Source organism: Enterococcus florum (genome assembly GCF_004309355.1).
GTDB lineage: Bacteria > Bacillota > Bacilli > Lactobacillales > Enterococcaceae > Enterococcus_A > Enterococcus_A florum.
Map to the genome: position 1 here is coordinate 83,813 of NZ_BJCC01000010.1, position 18,099 is coordinate 101,911.

At 41.7% G+C, this 18,099-nt stretch carries 18 protein-coding genes; 17 read left to right on the forward strand and 1 reads right to left on the reverse strand.

The features are described 5' to 3' along the window. Positions 1 to 4: 4 nt before the first annotated feature. From pstB (NRIC_RS06490) to NRIC_RS06515, 6 genes are all read left to right on the forward strand, one after another. Positions 5 to 805: a phosphate ABC transporter ATP-binding protein PstB gene (gene pstB, locus NRIC_RS06490; protein ID WP_146621882.1), complete on the forward strand. Its 801-nt coding sequence runs from the start codon at positions 5 to 7 to the stop codon at positions 803 to 805. 16 nt (positions 806 to 821) lie between these two features. Next, positions 822 to 1,577, forward strand: coding sequence for a phosphate ABC transporter ATP-binding protein PstB (gene pstB / locus NRIC_RS06495; RefSeq protein WP_146621883.1), 756 nt, complete (start codon positions 822 to 824; stop codon positions 1,575 to 1,577). Between the two features lie 63 nt (positions 1,578 to 1,640). Beyond that, entirely contained in the window at positions 1,641 to 2,318 is a 678-nt protein-coding gene (gene phoU, locus NRIC_RS06500; protein WP_146621884.1) for a phosphate signaling complex protein PhoU, read from the forward strand. 272 nt (positions 2,319 to 2,590) lie between these two features. Next, positions 2,591 to 4,111, forward strand: coding sequence for a daptomycin-sensing surface protein LiaX (gene liaX, locus NRIC_RS06505; protein WP_146621885.1), 1,521 nt, complete (start codon positions 2,591 to 2,593; stop codon positions 4,109 to 4,111). A 25-nt stretch (positions 4,112 to 4,136) separates the two neighbouring features. Continuing rightward, on the forward strand, positions 4,137 to 4,436 hold the full coding sequence (locus NRIC_RS06510; RefSeq protein ID WP_146621886.1) for a PspC domain-containing protein: 300 nt from the start codon (positions 4,137 to 4,139) through the stop codon (positions 4,434 to 4,436). Further along, positions 4,436 to 4,798 carry a phage holin family protein gene (locus tag NRIC_RS06515; protein ID WP_146621887.1) on the forward strand — a complete coding sequence of 121 codons (363 nt, stop codon included), beginning with the start codon at positions 4,436 to 4,438 and terminating at the stop codon, positions 4,796 to 4,798. The genes NRIC_RS06510 and NRIC_RS06515 overlap by 1 nt, the downstream gene beginning before the upstream one ends. Before the next feature lie 575 nt (positions 4,799 to 5,373). On the opposite strand, the gene NRIC_RS06520 is transcribed toward NRIC_RS06515, so the two are convergent. Beyond that, entirely contained in the window at positions 5,374 to 6,264 is an 891-nt protein-coding gene (locus NRIC_RS06520) for an ArsR/SmtB family transcription factor (RefSeq protein ID WP_146621888.1), read from the reverse strand. Positions 6,265 to 6,547: 283 nt separating this feature from the next. Between NRIC_RS06520 and NRIC_RS06525 the strand changes: the two genes are divergently transcribed. The 11 genes from NRIC_RS06525 (at position 6,548) to lgt (ending at position 18,090) form a co-directional block, all read left to right on the forward strand. Next, positions 6,548 to 7,828 (forward strand): ABC transporter substrate-binding protein, encoded by a 1,281-nt coding sequence (locus NRIC_RS06525; protein WP_146621889.1) that lies wholly within the window; start codon positions 6,548 to 6,550, stop codon positions 7,826 to 7,828. 116 nt (positions 7,829 to 7,944) lie between these two features. Next, positions 7,945 to 8,853 (forward strand): carbohydrate ABC transporter permease, encoded by a 909-nt coding sequence (locus tag NRIC_RS06530; protein WP_146621890.1) that lies wholly within the window; start codon positions 7,945 to 7,947, stop codon positions 8,851 to 8,853. A gap of 13 nt (positions 8,854 to 8,866) precedes the next feature. Beyond that, positions 8,867 to 9,724: a carbohydrate ABC transporter permease gene (locus tag NRIC_RS06535; protein ID WP_146621891.1), complete on the forward strand. Its 858-nt coding sequence runs from the start codon at positions 8,867 to 8,869 to the stop codon at positions 9,722 to 9,724. Positions 9,725 to 9,736: 12 nt separating this feature from the next. Beyond that, positions 9,737 to 10,306, forward strand: a complete 570-nt coding sequence (locus NRIC_RS06540) for a DUF624 domain-containing protein (protein ID WP_146621892.1) — start codon at positions 9,737 to 9,739, stop codon at positions 10,304 to 10,306. A gap of 16 nt (positions 10,307 to 10,322) precedes the next feature. Next, entirely contained in the window at positions 10,323 to 11,843 is a 1,521-nt protein-coding gene (locus NRIC_RS06545) for an alpha-N-arabinofuranosidase (RefSeq protein WP_175580017.1), read from the forward strand. A 19-nt stretch (positions 11,844 to 11,862) separates the two neighbouring features. Beyond that, positions 11,863 to 12,810, forward strand: a complete 948-nt coding sequence (locus NRIC_RS06550; protein WP_175580018.1) for a glycoside hydrolase family 43 protein — start codon at positions 11,863 to 11,865, stop codon at positions 12,808 to 12,810. Between the two features lie 34 nt (positions 12,811 to 12,844). Beyond that, on the forward strand, positions 12,845 to 14,284 hold the full coding sequence (locus NRIC_RS06555; RefSeq protein WP_146621894.1) for an alpha-N-arabinofuranosidase: 1,440 nt from the start codon (positions 12,845 to 12,847) through the stop codon (positions 14,282 to 14,284). A 45-nt stretch (positions 14,285 to 14,329) separates the two neighbouring features. After that, positions 14,330 to 14,530 carry a DUF6171 family protein gene (locus NRIC_RS06560; protein ID WP_507762477.1) on the forward strand — a complete coding sequence of 67 codons (201 nt, stop codon included), beginning with the start codon at positions 14,330 to 14,332 and terminating at the stop codon, positions 14,528 to 14,530. Positions 14,531 to 14,578: 48 nt separating this feature from the next. Then, positions 14,579 to 15,688, forward strand: coding sequence for an ABC transporter ATP-binding protein (locus NRIC_RS06565; protein WP_146621896.1), 1,110 nt, complete (start codon positions 14,579 to 14,581; stop codon positions 15,686 to 15,688). A gap of 630 nt (positions 15,689 to 16,318) precedes the next feature. Next, positions 16,319 to 17,257 (forward strand): HPr(Ser) kinase/phosphatase, encoded by a 939-nt coding sequence (hprK, locus tag NRIC_RS06570; RefSeq protein WP_146621897.1) that lies wholly within the window; start codon positions 16,319 to 16,321, stop codon positions 17,255 to 17,257. Further along, positions 17,257 to 18,090, forward strand: coding sequence for a prolipoprotein diacylglyceryl transferase (lgt, locus tag NRIC_RS06575; protein ID WP_146621898.1), 834 nt, complete (start codon positions 17,257 to 17,259; stop codon positions 18,088 to 18,090). Before hprK ends, lgt begins: the two co-directional genes overlap by 1 nt. Positions 18,091 to 18,099 lie beyond the last annotated feature (9 nt).

Below are 18,099 nucleotides of genomic sequence, written 5' to 3' on the forward strand. Positions count from 1 at the left end.
TTTGATGAGAGAATACAATTGGGATGAGCGCAACATTCTAACGATGTCTGAGGATGTTGAGCTGCATACAGAAGACTTGCATGTTTTTTATGGCACTAATGAAGCCATCAAGGGTGTTGGTTTAGAATTTGAGAAAAATAAAATCACGGCATTGATCGGCCCTTCCGGTTGTGGAAAATCAACTTACCTGCGATCACTTAACCGCATGAATGATGGCATCAGCAGTGCTCGAGTGACGGGAAAGATCATGTATAAAGGTGTGGATATCAACAGCGACAAAGTCGATGTCTATGAAATGCGCAAGCATATCGGCATGGTGTTTCAACGCCCGAACCCTTTTAGCAAATCAATTCGTGAAAATATTACTTTTGCATTGAAACAGCACGGAGAAAAGGACAAGCACCGGCTGGAAGAAATCGTTGAGACCAGTTTAAAGCAAGCTGCTTTATGGGAACAGGTTAAAGACAATTTGGACAAGAGTGCGTTGGCTTTGTCTGGCGGACAGCAGCAGCGATTGTGTATTGCCAGAGCAATTGCGATGAAACCAGACATTTTGTTGCTGGATGAGCCAGCCAGTGCGTTGGATCCAATTTCGACAGGGAAGCTGGAAGAAACCTTGATTCAGCTGCGAGAAGATTACACGATCATCATCGTGACCCATAATATGCAACAAGCTGCTCGTATCAGCGATTACACCGCCTTTTTCTATTTAGGACATGTGATTGAATACGATGAAACCCGTAAGATATTCACCCGACCAAAGATTCAGGCCACAGAAGATTATGTGTCAGGGCATTTTGGTTAGAAAACGGAGGAAAGAAATGTCAAAGATTATTACTTCGAAAGATCTCCATTTGTATTACGGTGAAAAGGAAGCGTTGAAAGGCATCGACCTCGCCTTTACAAAAGGGGAGATCACTGCCATGATCGGACCATCCGGTTGTGGGAAATCCACGTATTTACGGTGCTTAAATCGGATGAATGACTTGATTCCAAATGTGACTATTACCGGCAGCATTGTATACAAAGAGAAGGATATTTACAGTCCTAAAACCGATACAGTTGAGCTGCGTAAACAAATCGGGATGGTCTTCCAGCAGCCCAATCCATTTCCGTTTTCGATTTATGAAAACATTGTTTACGGTCTGAAGCTTAAAGGGGAAAAAGACAAACAAAAATTGGACCAAGTCGTGGAAGAGAGCTTGCAGGCAGCTTCCGTTTGGAATGATGTGAAGGACAAACTGCATCAAAGCGCTCTGTCACTTTCCGGCGGGCAGCAGCAGCGGGTTTGTATCGCCCGAGTACTGGCAGTCAATCCAGAAATCATTTTAATGGATGAGCCAACCAGCGCACTGGATCCCGTTTCTACCGGGAAGATCGAAAATATGTTGTTACAGTTGAAAGAAAACTATACAATTATTATAGTAACGCACAATATGTCGCAGGCATCGCGAATTTCGGACAGGACGGCTTTCTTTTTGCAAGGCGAGTTGATCGAATTCGACAAAACGAAAAAGATTTTCCTAGATCCCGCTAAACAAGAAACAGAAGATTATATTTCCGGAAAATTCGGTTAGGAAAAAGTCAACACTTTTTCTTCGCAAAGAAAAGGGTACAGGATTACATGAGGAGGGCAATGAATGTTACGTACACAATTTGAGGAAGACCTGTTAAATCTCCACAATCAGTTTTATGAGATGGGGATGTCTGTCTCCAGTGCCGTACATAAGTCGGTGCATTCTTACATTGAGCATGACAAACACTTGGCAAAAGAAGTGATCGAGCAAGACATCAAAATCAATGAGATGGAAGTCAATCTTGAAAAGAAAAGCTTCGAAATGATCGCTTTGCAGCAGCCGGTCACCACCGACCTTAGGACGATCATCACCATCATGAAGGCCAGCTCGGATTTGGAACGAATGGGAGATCATGCCGTTTCCATCGCAAAGTCAACGATTCGGCTAAAAGGACTTCCCCGAATTTTGGAAGTGGAAAAGGTTATTTCGGAGATGTCGGATTATGTCAAAAAAATGGTGGACAATGTGTTGATCGCTTACGTGAAGACCGATGCCAAGGATGCCAAAATGATTGCTAAGATGGACGATCGGGTCAATGACTATTTCAAGCAGGTCTATGATATGACGACCAGTGAAATGAAGCAGCAGCCGGAAACGATCATCAGCGGCACCGACTATTTAAATGTTGCCAGTTATTTGGAACGGATCGGGGATTATGTTACCAATATCTGTGAATGGATCGTCTATCTGGCGACCGGAAAAATCACCGAACTAAACAGCAACCGCAATGAAACCTTTTAAGGCGCGTCTATGACGTGTCTTTTTTTATAATATGAGGACGAATAAGCGATCTTAGCATAAACTTTAGAGTCTCACGCATTCTAATCAAAATGCTTATACTATGGTCTTCGTTGATGCTACAATAGAACAGAAAGCATTATTTTTACAAAATGCACGATAGTTGGAGAAAAAGATAAGCCTTTAGTCCTATGACAAATAGTAAAAAACATTGCATAATATGAATGTACAGAAAAGTAACTACTGAGTTTGATTGCTGAAGGAGGCAATTTTTTATGAATGAAAGACAAAGAATTTTAGAATTAGTGAAAAAAGGAATCTTGTCAACAGAAGAAGGGCTGGATTTGCTTGAAAGCATGGCAAAAGCAAAAGACGAAGCTCAAATCAAACAAGATGCCGACAAAGTAGACTCATATCATCGCGACCAAGCAGCAAATTTGGGAGATGACTGGGAAAAAGAGCTCGAAGGAGACTTAGAGGATCTTGAAGCTTACTTCGACGAGTTAGCAACAGAAGCCAACAAAATCTCGGCAATGATCGATGAGATCAATCAAGAAAAACAAGAAGTCAACGCTGCGATCAAGGAGAAAAAGGAAACCTTGATGGAGCTGAACACCAAAGAAGAATTGGAAACATTATCGGAAGAAGATGCCGACTTGATCGAAGAAGTGGAAGCAGAAATTGCTGAACTTGAAGAAGAGCTGCTTCGTTTAGAAAATCAAGAGATGCAGCAAAAAGAACAACTGGAAGACATTCGGGAGGATCAACAAGGAGGAAGAAAAGGAACACATATCGCCTTTGAAATTCCGGATGATTTGAAAGACCAAGCAGCAGAAACCTTCAGCCATGTGAGTGAAAAGCTTGGTGAAGCAGGAACACAATTAGGCAAGTTCATGAAGAAGACCTTTAAAACGGTGTCAGAAACAGTCGAAGAAAATGTTGACTGGAAAGATATCAATATCAAGGTTCCCGGTGTAGCAACCACAAAGTTTGAACATCAATTCTTGTATTCAGATGTTGCACCAACCTTGATCGATGTGAAATTAGCCAACGGGAAAGTTCTCTTCAAAACATGGGATGAAGAAGATATCAAAGTCGATGCAAAAATCAAGCTTTATGGTAAGATGAGTGAAGCAACACCGCTGCAATCCTTTATGGAACGCAGCCAGATCGAAGTCAACGATGATCAAATCTTGTTCCAAATCCCGAACAAGCGTGTCAACGCTGAACTGACTTTCTACTTGCCAAAACGCACGTATGACCATGTAGCTTTGAAGCTGTTGAATGGCAATCTAGTAGTAGAAGACCTGCATGCCAAAGATGTGTATGCAAAATCGACGAACGGCAACATCATCTTCAAACACATTGATGCAACAATGCTGGAGATTCAAGGGGTCAACGGCAACATTGAGATTCGCGAGGGTAAGATTTTAGATTCGATCATTGAAACTGTCAATGGAACGATCACTTCAAAAGCCCAAGTACAAAATTATGGTATCTCATTGATCAATGGAGATGTAAAAATCACTGTTGGTTATGACACACTTAAGAAAATCAAAGCCAACTCAGTCAACGGCAATGTAAAAGTATCCTTGCCAAAAATGATAGGCTTAGAAGGAACGGCTAAAACCAGCCTTGGCAGCATCAATCATCGCATGAGCGATTACGAAGTTGTCAGAGAGAAGAAAGAAAAGACCAATCGGATGTTGCAATTCAGAAGAACAGCAGATGCGATGGCACAGATCGATGTTTCGACCACTACAGGGAGCATCTTCTTAAAAGATTTCGACAATTAAGAGAAGGTAAGGAAGGAAGATAATTATGCAAAAGAGACTGACTAAATCACGGAGCAATGTGGTACTGACGGGTACCCTTGCAGGAATTGCCGAATATTTTGGTATCGATCCAACGATCGTCCGAGTGATCTATGTCTTCTTGAGCTTTGGATTGCTTGGTTCTCCTGTCCTTTTATATATCTTGATGGCATTGCTTATGCCTTCAGGAACGGGAACACGTCCAACAGACTATGGCCGCACGCAGTCTTACAAAGGCCATAACTACAAGAAGAGAGAAACTAAAAAAGCAGAGAAAATCGATGAAGACGACTGGAGCGATTTTTAATGACCTATCTGCAGCGCATGTTTGCCAACACACTGATTTTTATCTCGTTGTCTGTTCTGTTTCCTAGCTATATCTTTGTAGGCAGCATTTGGATAGCGGTTCTTGCAAGCTTTGTACTATCCATCCTCAATACGTTGGTGAAACCGATCCTAACGATCCTTTCACTGCCATTAAACTTGTTGACCTTTGGATTGTTCAGCTTTGTGATCAGTGCTGGTATGCTGCAGTTAACATCAAGTATCGTAGGAAGCTATCGCTTTGGATTCTCAAGCTTTGGGACAGCGATCATCGTTGCTGTGGTGATGGCGATCGTCAATATGATCGTTTCAGACCGCAACATCGACAAATATTCAGAACGTTAAGCAGAAGAGGATTTCTCTTCTGCTTTTTTGTGTGTTCCTCAAAGAAAAATGAAATAACGGAATCAATATCACAAGAATGGCATAAGTCGGTATCGCCTATCCAATCGGTTATTTTGTCATAGTTGAATAGACTCTGGCAGTAAAAGCATCCGCATATTTTGGATTCCTTTAATAATGCTCTGCTGTGGTCGCAATACTCATGGGCATCTCTGCAAATATTTCCCATAGAATGAAGCATCCTTTCATTAAATTTATACGAAATTATATCAGGCGAGACTAGATTACAAAAAAGCATCCTAAGACTTTTCGAAAGTTTCAACAAACGTGCTAATTATCTAAAACAAACGCCATTATTTCTCTCTAAAAATACTAAGAATGGTAAGGAGTATATAAAGAATAAAACAACGAAACCCGTATGGATTTATCATTAAGTTTAACTCTCTGTTCCCAGTGGCAAATAATTCTTATAAGTAGCTATTGATTTCAATTTGAATATAATCTCCTTTTTATTTTATGTAGCCAATAATGAACACAAAAACGCTGAAAATACTTTTCCTAGTATTTTCAGCGTTTTTTTAACTATAGTACGTCTTAATCTTTATATCCTGATCGTAATTACCAAAGCCTTTACCAAATAGGGTACAGCCGCCAGCATTTTTAGCATCTTCTTTGACTTCTATGCGCAGAGTCCAAACTTCGCTTTGTGTTGGAATATCTTCGATGGTAATGTTTGATAACGGTTCGCCATCCATATTGGTTAGATGATTGCTGATCCGAATCGTTTTTAAAATACCGTACTGATTTAGGTTGTCTGGATACCACTCGGGAGTCAGCTTTCCACGAATATCTGCAAAATCCCCGGGGCTTGTCCACGTTCCAAGCTCAACATCATTTAAGTAAAAGGTGATATCAGAAGGCCAATTATTATTATGGAATGGAAATTCAGAAGAAATTTCCATAGAAATTTCGATCATTTCCGCCTTTTCATCTTCATTTAGATAATTCGGTGTTTGGTATTCCACAAAACCTTCTGTAAACCAAAGAATCCGCGCATCCATCCGACGAGTATCCATAAAGTATCTTGGCTCATCCACTTTTCCAATAAATTCCTGCAGTGTTGCCAATCCACAAGTAGGCTTAATAGAGTAATTAGTGTAATGCCCAACAGGAATACAGGTTTCTTTAGTATCGAAGGCATTGAAAATCTTCTTCGGAAAATGAATGTCAATTTCATCGACGCGGAGGCTTGAAATTTTTCTTTGGGCAACCCGCTCTGTTCGAATAATATTCGCTTCCTCTAACTTTTTGATGTGCATCGTAACAATCGCGCTGCTCAAATGCAGCTTATCCGCAATTTCCTTCACGCTCAACTTGTCTTTTGAGAGCAGTTTGATGATATCAATGCGGACTTTGCTTGAGAGCGCTTCAAAAATTGGCAAAGATTCGTAAGAGATATCTATTTGCATTAAGAGACATCCTTTCATATAGTTATTATCTGCTTGTATATTAACATATTTATTAATGTATGTAAAATAGACAGTTGAATCGGTTCGTTAGTTAATATAAACATTAATGAAGCGCTATAAATATTTTTATATATTAACAAAAATATTGTTGACAGCGGTTTCTTTAAATTGTATTATTTGCGTAGAAGTTAAAAAGCGCTTACTTAACGATGCACTATTTTATTTTGTTTTAAAGTTGAATGTTTCTATTCATTCAGAAAAAATTTAAAAAGGAGAATCATAAATGAAACTGAAGAAATTTTTAATTGGGGCAGCTGCCTTTGCTTTGACCACTTCTCTACTCGCTGGGTGTGGGAACAAAGGGAAAGCTAGTGGTGATGGCGGAAGCGGAGACAAAACAACTTTAACGTTTTGGAACGGGTTCACAGCGTCTGACGGAGAGATTTTGAAGGGAATCGTGGATACCTTCAATAAAGAAAATGATAAAAATATTACGATTGAAATGGATGTTATGACATGGGCAAACTTGAATGAAAAATTACCGCCAGCAATTTCTGCGAAAAAGGCTCCAGATTTCGTTGCTTTGAATTTCGGTGATTTTGCTCAGTACGTGAAAAATGGAGCTGTTCAAGATTTGGGCGATTTTTGGGATTACGACGGTGTCGATAAGAGCGATTTTGTAGACACTGCATTAGATCTAGGAAAAGTGGAGAATAAACAATACTTCATTCCAATGCAGGTACAAGGAATGTATATGTACTGGAACAGAGATTTATTCAAGGCAGCAGGTCTAGATGAGAATCAACCACCTCGCACATGGGATCAATTAGCAGAAATGGCACCGAAGTTAGCCGATTCTTCTAAAAATGTTCATGGCTTTATTTTCAACAAGGATGGTACTTGGCCATTATACAATTGGATGTTGGCAAATGGCGGTAAATTGGTCAATGACGACTACACCAAGTCTGAATTTGCTTCACCAGAAACATTGAAAACATTGGAAGCTATCCAAAAAATGATCCATGATGATAAAGCAGGTCCAGAATCGATTTCAGGTGCTGAGATGGACAATGTGATGAATGCCAACCAATTAGCGATTGAGCTGAATGGACCATGGTTGAACAATGGCTTGAAAGCCAATGAGATCAATTACAGTGTGACAACGATCCCACAAGGCAGTGAAGATGGCAAGAAGCAAGCCATTTTAGATGGTGTAGGCTACGCGATTCCTGCAAGTACCGATCCGAAGAAAAAAGAAGCGATTTACGAATTCTTGAAATATTGGAATTCAACCGAGATTGGTAAAAAATGGAGTATGGAAAATGGTTTCCCTGCATACCTGAACTCTGTCAACGAAGATAAAGAAGTAAAAGAAGATCCAATCGTTTCAGAGCTGTCTAAACAAATGGATTTTGCAGAACCATTCCTACCTGGATTTGAAAAACTGCCAACCATTAACAATGATATTATCAATCCGCTCATTGAGCGTTTGTTAGCAGGGGAAGATGCTGAAAAACTAATGAAAGAAGCAGACAAGAAGATCAACGAAGTACTTGCTGAGTAGTTTTCAAGCAATTCAGAAGTCAACACCGACAAGTTTTTGATTGTCGATGTTGACTTTCAAATGACTCTTTTCTTGGTGATGAAAAGAGTAAACGAATCAATCTAGGGGGAGACATAATGAACCAAGGGAAACATGGACTGCTGACCTATTGGAACAAACCGAATCATGCAGCATATCTTTTCTTGCTGCCATCCTTTTTAATTCTTTTATTGTTTACTGTTATCCCATTAATCGGGACCTTTGTTTTAAGCTTTACCAACATGAATATTTTCTTCACGAGCAAAGATTTTGTCGGCTTGGATAACTTTAATCGGGTCTTTCAAGACCCCCGGGCAGTCAACTCGTTTATCCACTCACTGTACTTTACCTTGTTGGAAACGCCTGCCCAAATTATTGTCGGTTTACTCTTTGCAGTGGTTCTTTCAAGAAACACATTCTTTAATCGTTTTTGTCGATCGACCTTTTATATTCCTGTCATTTGTTCGTTGACATCAATTGCCATTATTTTTTCCATGCTTTTAGATCCGAATATTGGTGCGATTCCATACTTGTTCACTCAACTAGGCATGGAGACCCCGCAATTTTTCCGCGATCCAACTTTGGCGATGCCGACGGTTGCATTCATGACGGTGTGGAAAAACTTTGGGGTGACTATGACGATTCTCTTAACAGCGATTCAAGGAATTTCACCTTCCTTGTATGAGTCAGCAGAGATGGATGGGGCCACAAAGAATCAGCAATTTTTCAACATAACGTTGCCGCAAATAGTGCCTTCGCTAGGCTTTTGTATTTTGACCAACTTTATTGGATCAATGCAGGTCTTTGACCAAGTTTACGTAGCGACTGCCGGCGGCCCGCAGTTTAAGACAGAAACGGCTGTTCAATACATCTATTCTCGAGGCTTTACCGCACCTTATGAATTAGGTTATGCCTCAGCATTATCAAGTGTCCTTTTTGTGATCATTGCTGTATTAGCAGTTTCTATCAACTTGTATATGTCACGTAAAGAAAAACAAATGAGATAGGAGGAGAAAGGACATGGAAGCTTCTACAGCGATTAAACCAATTTCAAAAAAGAAGCAAAAGACCAAACAAATTGTGGGAAAACTAATTCTTTGTATAGTGATTTTATTAGTTGCTTTTCCCTTCCTATGGCTTTTGATTTCTTCCTTTAAATATGAGAAAGACATTATTTCCTTTCCACCAAAGATTTTCGCTGATCGTTATACTTTGGAAAACTATACCAAGGTGTGGACGACTATCCCATTAATGGATTACATCAAAAATACGGTGATCTTCGCAGGGGGTGTTGTGATCACTTCCGTATTCTTTGATTCATTGGCCGGTTATGCCTTTGCCCGAATGCACTTTAAAGGGAAATCAGCCTTCTTTTATTTCGTCATGATCACCATGATGATCCCGTTCCAAGTATTCATGATCCCCCTTTATATGGAAGTTAATTTCTTAGGAATCATTGACAGCTATCCTGGATTGATTATTCCGCGAATGACGACTGCTTTTGGTATTTTCATGATGCGATCCTTCTTTATCACCTTGCCAAAGGATTTGGAAGAAGCAGCACGAATTGATGGGTTAAACGAATTTAGTATCTTCTTGAAAATCATGTTGCCGTTAAGCAAACCGACCATGCTGTCACTAGGAATTTTTACTTTGATGAACAGCTGGAATGATCTATTGTATCCATTGATTATGACGACCAGTTCAAAAATGCGCACGTTGCCGGCTGGACTTGCGTTGTTTACCGGACAAAATATTTCCTTCTATGGACCGGTAATGGCGGGAACCGTGATCTCGATGCTACCGCTTTTGATTATTTACATGTTTGCGCAAAAATATTTTGTTCAAAGTACTGCCATGTCAGGAATGAAAGAATAGAAGGAAAAAGAAATGAGATTAGTAGAGACAAGGGTTTACGCATTTTTAATGCTTATTACGGATTACATTTTAATCGGAATTTTATGGGTAGTCGGTTGTTTACCACTAGTGACCTTTGTGGCATCCTGCAACGGAATCGCGTACACCATGCGGCAGTGGCACGGACAAGGATCAGGAGAAATTTTACGGAATTACTGGACTGGCTTCAAACGGCAATTGTCATTGTCGCTTTTGGTTAGTTTGCTGTATCTCAGTCTGTATTTCGTCAGTGATTCAAATGTACAGCAACTGCAAGGCGGATTATCAAACCAATGGTTGGCAGTGATCTATCTGATGTCTCTGATTGTTAGCATAAGCTTGCTGTTTCGGATTATTTGGCAGATGACAGGCGAGCGGCAATCCTGGCAGTCTGTTTTACGAGCTGCAGTCTTTAGTGTAATGACCTATTTTTTATCTAATCTATTGGTCGTAGGAATCACACTTTTGTTTATTGGCTTGGTCTTTGTTTTTCCGCCTTTTATCTTTCTATTCGCGGGCGGCTATTGGAAACTAATTCAATTAGGATTGGCGCAAAAATTTTAACATTGAGGTTTATAACATGAAAACAACACTTACAGCACGAAAAAAATTTACGATTGGTGAAATTAGCTCGCGCTTATTTGGTTCTTTTGTCGAGCATATGGGGAGTGTCGTTTATACCGGAATCTATGAACCGGGACACGCAACTGCTGATGAAAATGGCTTTCGTCAAGACGTGATGAAATTGATCAAAGAGTTAGATTTAGGCGTGATTCGTTATCCTGGAGGAAATTTTACATCGGGGTATGACTGGAAGGATACGATTGGACCGATTGAGCAACGTACGCGAAAAATCGATATTGCTTGGCGGGCAATTGAGCCAAATACATTTGGTATCCATGAATTTATGAAGTGGGTGGAGCAGACAGGTGCTGAGCCGATATTTACCATTAATTTAGGGACTAAGGGAATTGATGATGCCCGAGATATTGTTGAGTATTGTAATTTTTCCGGAGGAACCTATTGGAGTGATCTGCGTCAACAAAATGGTGCTGTTGACCCATTCGGGATTAAACTTTGGTGTCTAGGCAACGAGTTAGACGGTCCTTGGCAGATTGGAACAAAGCAGCCTGAGGAATATGGGCGGATAGCCAATGAAGCAGCCAAAGCGATGAAATGGGTGGATGACACCATCGAAACGGTCTTAGTCGGCAGCTCTACACCACGTTTAGCTAGTTATCCAGAATGGGATCGATTAGTTTTAGAAGCGGCTTATGAGAACGTCGATTACCTTGCTCTCCACAATTATATTGATAAGTATGACGAGGACGATTTGACGCGTCCGCCAAAAACAGAGCGTGACGATACACCGACCTATTTGGCTAAATCAAAACGCTTTGATCGTCAAATCGAAGAAATCATCGCCACCTGCGATTATGTCAAGGCGTTGAAACGCAGCGATAAAACGATGTACTTAGCCTTTGACGAGTGGAACGTCCATGCGCAACCAGAAAAAGAGAACCAACCTTTTGAGGTGGGCAGCCCAATTGATTGGTGTCAGTTTACGATGGAGGATACACTCTTGTTTGGTTCATTAGGTCTAGCCATTTTGCGCCATGCAGATCGAGTGAAAATCGGGTGTCAATCGCTACTGGTTAACACCATCCCATTGATCTTGACGGATGCGGGCGGCGATTGCTGGGTGAATCCAACCTATTATGTAATGGAGCAGCTCTCGAATTATGCCAAAGGGGAAGTCCTGCAGACACAATTTTCAGGTCCAACATACGACGTGAATAAGATCAAGCAGGTAGAGTACGTGGATACCTGTTTAGTGAATAACGAAGAAGAATTGGTATTATTTTTAGTCAATCGTTCTGAAGAAGAACAGCTTGTGGAAGTCGATCATGATTTTGATCAGAAACTTTCACTAATCGAACATCGCTATATTGGCGGGTATGAGTTACAGGACAAAAACAGTCGTGACAATCAAAAGCATATTCAACCGCAAACAGTAGCGAATCGCGTCACACTAAATGATGGAAAAGTAGAAGCGAGGATTCCGAGCTATTCATGGAACATGCTTCGAATGAAGAAATAAGGTAGGGGTAGAGATGAAGATGGAGGGACACTATAACAATCCAATTGTATTGCAGCGAGCTGATCCATGGGTATATAAACACACAGATGGTTATTACTATTTTACCGGCTCGGTTCCAGGGTATCAGGAAATAGAAGTTCGGCGGGCAAAGAGCTTGAATGAGTTAGCGGATGCTGAGCGACACAATGTTTGGCAAGCTCATGAGACTGGACCATTGAGTCGACTGATTTGGGCACCTGAAATTCATTTTATCCGAGGAAAATGGTATATCTATTTTGCAGCCAGCGATAATGAAAAAATTCGCGACGAACACCATCACCATCGCATGTTCGTCATAGAAAACAGCAGTCCGAACCCTTTTGAAGGAGAGTGGGTAGAAAAAGGGCAAATCAAGACCCAACAAGAGAGTTTTAGTTTAGATGGAACAGTTTTTACTCATCGGAACGAGCTTTATTATGTGTGGGCGCAATTAGGTCCTGCGATTCCAGGAAATTCTAATTTGTATTTATCGAAAATGGAAAACCCTTGGACACTAACTGGGAAAGAATTATTGCTGTCTATTCCAGAGTATGATTGGGAAAAAGTAGGCTTTAAGGTCAATGAAGGGCCAGCAGCGATTCAACGCAATGGCAAAGTATTTATTACCTATTCGGCAAGCGCTACGGACGAAAATTACTGTATGGGATTATTGTGGGCAGATGAGAATAGCGATTTGCTAGATGGATACAGCTGGCAGAAAAATCCAGTTCCTGTTTTTGAGACATCTGAAGAAAATAAACTTTTTGGACCGGGACACAATTCCTTTACCGTTTCAGAAGATGGCAGTCAAGACTTGATTATCTATCATGCTCGACCAGAAAAAAATCATTCTGGCGATCCTTTAGATAACCCCAATCGCCATGCTCATGTACAGGCTTTTACGTGGGATGAACAAGGCTTTCCTGTTTTTGGGATACCGGGAGAATAGAAAATCTGAGAACTTAGTCAGAAAGGACAATCAAATGAAAATCTTAACGAAGAAAAAAGGACCTAAAATCAGCAAATACATTTATGGTCATTTTGCAGAACATTTGGGACGTTGCGTCTACGAAGGAATTTATGTTGGAAAAGACTCTGACATACCGAACGTAAATGGGATGCGGACTGACGTGGTAGAGGCGCTAAAAAATATTGATATTCCTGTGCTGCGCTGGCCAGGCGGATGCTTTGCGGATGAATACCATTGGAAAGATGGGATCGGTGCGCTGGAAAGTCGCAAAACAATCGTTAACACTCACTGGGGTGGTGTGACTGAGACGAATCATTTTGGCACCCACGAATTTTTTGAGTTGGTGCGGCAGCTAGAATGTGAAGCCTACGTAAATGGCAACGTGGGTAGCGGCACCGTTCAAGAAATGTCTGAATGGGTGGAATACATCACGATGGGTGGCACTTCTCCAATGGCGGATTGGCGCCGTAAAAATGGACAAGATGAGCCTTGGAAGATGGAGTTCTTCGGCGTCGGCAATGAAAACTGGGGCTGTGGCGGGAATATGCGTCCAGAATATTATGCAGACCTTTATCGCCGTTACCAAACCTATGTCCGCCAATATGGCGATGACAAGATTTATAAAATCGCCGGTGGCGCCAACGTTGATGATTACAATTGGACAGAAGTATTAATGAAAAATGCCCATTCGATGATGGATGGCTTAAGCCTGCACTACTATGTTCATCCTCAAGGCTGGGAGAAAAAGGGCAGTGCGCTAGACTTTGATGAGGCAGAATGGTTCGTTACCTGTGAAAAGGCTGACCACATGGATGAATTAATCACCCGCCATAGTGCAATCATGGATCAATACGATCCAGAAAAACGTATCGGTATTATTGTCGATGAATGGGGGACTTGGTTCAACGTGGAGCCCGGTACCAATCCTGGTTTCTTGTACCAGCAAAATACGATTCGCGATGCCATGGTGGCAGCGATCACTTTGAATATTTTCCACAAGCATGCGGAGCGGGTCTATATGACGAATATTGCGCAGACAGTCAATGTGCTGCAGGCGATGATTTTGACAGAAGGCGACAAAATGGTGAAAACGCCTAGCTATCATGTGTTTGATTTGTACAAAGTCCATCAGGATGCGGAACGGATCGACAGCTACGGCGACGACTTGCCACAGACGATGACACACACTGTTTCGAAAAAAGAAAACATCGTGAATCTATCTCTTTGCAATTACGCCGTTACTGGCAGCGAACAAGTGATCGTTGATTTTGAAGAGGTGAAGAACGTTAAAAGCGCTCGCTACATTGTTGGAGACAAAATGAACGCCCATAACGATTTTGACCATCCAGAGGATATTGTTATCAAAGAATTCAGTGACTTTGCCTTGGAAGGCAGTACCTTGAAAGCAACAGTACCGGCAATGAGTGTTATTACTCTACAATTCGAGGTGTAGCAGATGGCTTGCGTTGGCTGCGAAATCAAAGAAGAAGCTCAGAATATGGATATTCAAGCGTTGATCGAAGAGCAGCTAGCTTTAGAGCAGCACCTCGCCCCCGAGAAGCTTTTTCAGAAGCGGATACAGACCTGCGAGCAATGTCTATTTCGTTCATTGCACACCTGTACTAAATGCGGCTGCTTCTACGAATTTCGCGCCCATCTTGCCAATAAGAAATGCCCAGCTGCACGTTGGGAGGAATAAGAACACTTGATAGAGCAATCATAGAAAGAACGAAAAGAGGAATTTAGAATGGTAAAAATGGCGTTGCAGAAGGTATATAAAAAATATGACAATGCTGAAAATTACTCAGTAACTGATTTTAACCTTGATATTGCCGATCGTGAGTTTATTGTTTTTGTTGGTCCTTCAGGTTGTGGGAAATCGACCACGCTGCGTATGATTGCCGGGCTAGAGGATATCTCTGAAGGAGAATTGATCATTGGAGATACCGTCATGAACGATATTGCCCCCAAAGATCGAGATATCGCAATGGTCTTCCAGAACTATGCGTTGTATCCCCACATGACCGTTTTTGATAACATGGCCTTTGGCTTGAAATTACGCAAATATGATAAAGCAGATATCAAGCAGCGGGTGGACTCGGCAGCTGAAATCCTTGGATTGACGGAGTACTTGGATCGCAAACCAGCAGCCTTATCCGGTGGGCAACGTCAACGGGTTGCCTTAGGTCGAGCGATTGTTCGAGACGCAAAAGTATTTTTGATGGATGAGCCGCTATCCAACTTGGATGCGAAGCTGCGGGTGGCCATGCGCGCAGAGATCGCCAAACTGCATCAACGGTTAGATACGACAACGATTTATGTCACCCATGACCAAACAGAAGCTATGACCATGGCAGACCGAATCGTTATTATGAAGGATGGTTTCATTCAGCAAATTGGAACACCTCAACAAGTGTATGATACGCCAATCAATGTTTTTGTTGCTGGATTCATTGGTTCTCCTGCAATGAACTTCTTTAAGGTGACACTTAATGACGGGATCATTTCGGATAATCACGGGTTGAAATTGAGAATTCCTGAAGGAAAAAACAAAGTGCTAGTGGAAAAAGGCTATAACGGAAAAGAAGTCATCTTTGGGATTCGTCCAGAAGACATCCACAGTGAACAAGTTGCACTTTCGGCTTCACCACAGGCGACTGTTAGAGCAGAAGTAGTGGTCTCTGAACTATTAGGAGCGGAGTCGATGCTTTATACAAAAGTTGGAGATACGGAGTTTGTTTCTAAAGTAGATGCTCGTGATTTCCATAACCCAGGAGAAATCATGGAATTAGCCTTCAATATTTCAAAAGGGCATTTCTTTGACAAGGAATCAGAAGAAGTGATTAAACTTCCTTAGTTAAAAAAGCTTGAATCGCTTTAAAAATAGCCAGTCGAACGAACTTTCAACGGGTAAACTTGGTTCGACTGGCTTTTTTTGATTGTGCTTGAATGTTCTTAATCCTATTTATAATCCAAGTACTAAATTATAAGTGTTAGTTCTGAGTAGCCACGATTCTAATCACTCATTCTCTATTCAGTTTTAGTTAAAGTAAACAAAGATACGATGACTTGGGGGAGGAGAGGGGAAATCCCCTGATATCTTTCAAGCCGTCGAGTCTGCATCCTACGAGTGCGGTTACGAATTTGGTTACGCGGAATACCAGAGACACTCTGATCCAGAGTCCGAGGAGAGATACCAAAATTCGCTTCGTGATTATGTCAAACATTCATTGCAAATGGGCGGTACAATATATCAAGTTTCTAAGGCAGCCGGGTTAGGCAGCGAAGAAATAGAAAAATTGAAGAATGGGTAGTGAGCACCCAAAGAGTACCCTTTTGTGTTGTAGATTTAACACAAGAGGGCTTTTTGCGAACTCGTCAGAAAAATCAGCCTTTCTAAATTTTGTCATAGATAAAATGGGCCAATCTAGCCACTCTTACAATAAAATGATAAAATAGAACGGAAACTGAAGAAAAGAGGAGCAAAATGTCTGAAACAGTTAAAGTGAAAGCCTTAGTGGAAAAACTTTCATTAGAAGTCGTAACTGGTGACGAAGCAAGTCTGGACCGTGTGATCGTTACAGGCGATATTTCACGGCCTGGTCTGGAATTAACCGGTTACTTTAATTACTATTCCCATGATCGTTTACAGTTATTTGGAAATAAAGAAATCACCTTTGCAGAGCGGATGATTCCAGAGGAACGGCTGATGGTCCTGCGAAGAATGTGCAGTGAAGATACACCGGCATTCATCATTTCTCGCGGACTGACTCCGCCTAAAGAAATGATCCAGGCAGCAAGCGAACATGGAATCGCTGTCTTGCGTTCTCCGATCGGCACGTCACGGTTGTTAGGAGAAATTTCAAGCTTTCTAAACGGCAGCCTGGCTCCTAGAACCAGCGTGCATGGGGTTCTAGTAGATGTGTATGGATTGGGTGTGCTGATTCAAGGAGACAGTGGAATTGGGAAGAGTGAGACCGCCTTGGAGCTGGTCAAACGCGGGCACCGTCTGATTGCAGATGATCGTGTCGATGTGTACCAGCAAGATGAGCTGACCTTAGTGGGCGAGCCGCCAAGTATTCTGCAGCATTTGATCGAGATCCGCGGCATTGGGATCATCGATGTGATGGATCTTTTTGGAGCCAGTGCAGTTCGCGGGTACATGCCGGTTCAACTGGTGGTTTACTTGGAAAATTGGTCCAAGGATAAGAAATACGACCGTTTAGGCAGCGACAACACTGAAGTGGAGATCGCAGAAGTCAAGGTACCGCAAATCAAGATTCCTGTTAAAACCGGACGAAATGTGGCCATCATTATTGAAGTAGCAGCAATGAACTTCCGGGCGAAAACCATGGGCTATGATGCAACAAAAACCTTTGAAAATCGATTGACTGCTTTGATCGATGAGAATTCGGGGCAGCAGTGATGCTGGCACAGATCAATCGCGTAGCATTTGAATTGTTTGGCCTGCAGATTTATTGGTACGCGATAATCATCGTTTCGGGAATCGCCATCGCTTTGTGGCTGGCCTCTCGAGAAGCCCTTCGTGTCGGCTTGAAAGAAGACGACATGACAAATTATTTGATCTGGGCTTTGCCGATGGGAATCATTGGAGCGAGACTTTATTATGTTCTATTTGATCTGCCGATCTACCTTGCAGATCCGATCCAGGTGTTCAATACCCGCAGTGGCGGATTAGCGATTTATGGGGGATTGATCGCAGCAGTGATCGTACTGATCCTCTATACTCGGCACCATTTCATTGATCCGTGGTTGTTTTTAGACGTTATTGTTCCTGGTGTGATTTTGGCCCAAGGCTTGGGACGGTGGGGAAACTTTACGAACCATGAAGCCTTTGGTCCGGAAACGACACGCAGTTTTTTAGAAGGGCTGCATTTGCCAAATGTGATCATTGACAATATGCTGATCGATGGTGCCTATCGCCAGCCGACCTTCTTATACGAGTCTTTGTGGTGTTTCTTAGGTTTTTTTATCTTGATCCTGTTACGAAAATATACCCATCTATTCAAACAGGGGGAATTGTTTCTAGCGTATGTCGGCTGGTATAGTTTTGCCCGATTCTTCATTGAAGGCTTGCGGACAGACAGTTTATACGTTTTCGGTGTGATACGCGTGTCGCAAGTCGTGTCTGTAGTCCTGTTTTTAGGAAGCATAGGCTTGATCTATTATCGTCGGAAAAAACAACCGAAGCTTCCACAATATACCCGTGACCAGGGAACGAATCAAAGCATTATCTAAATGAGAAAA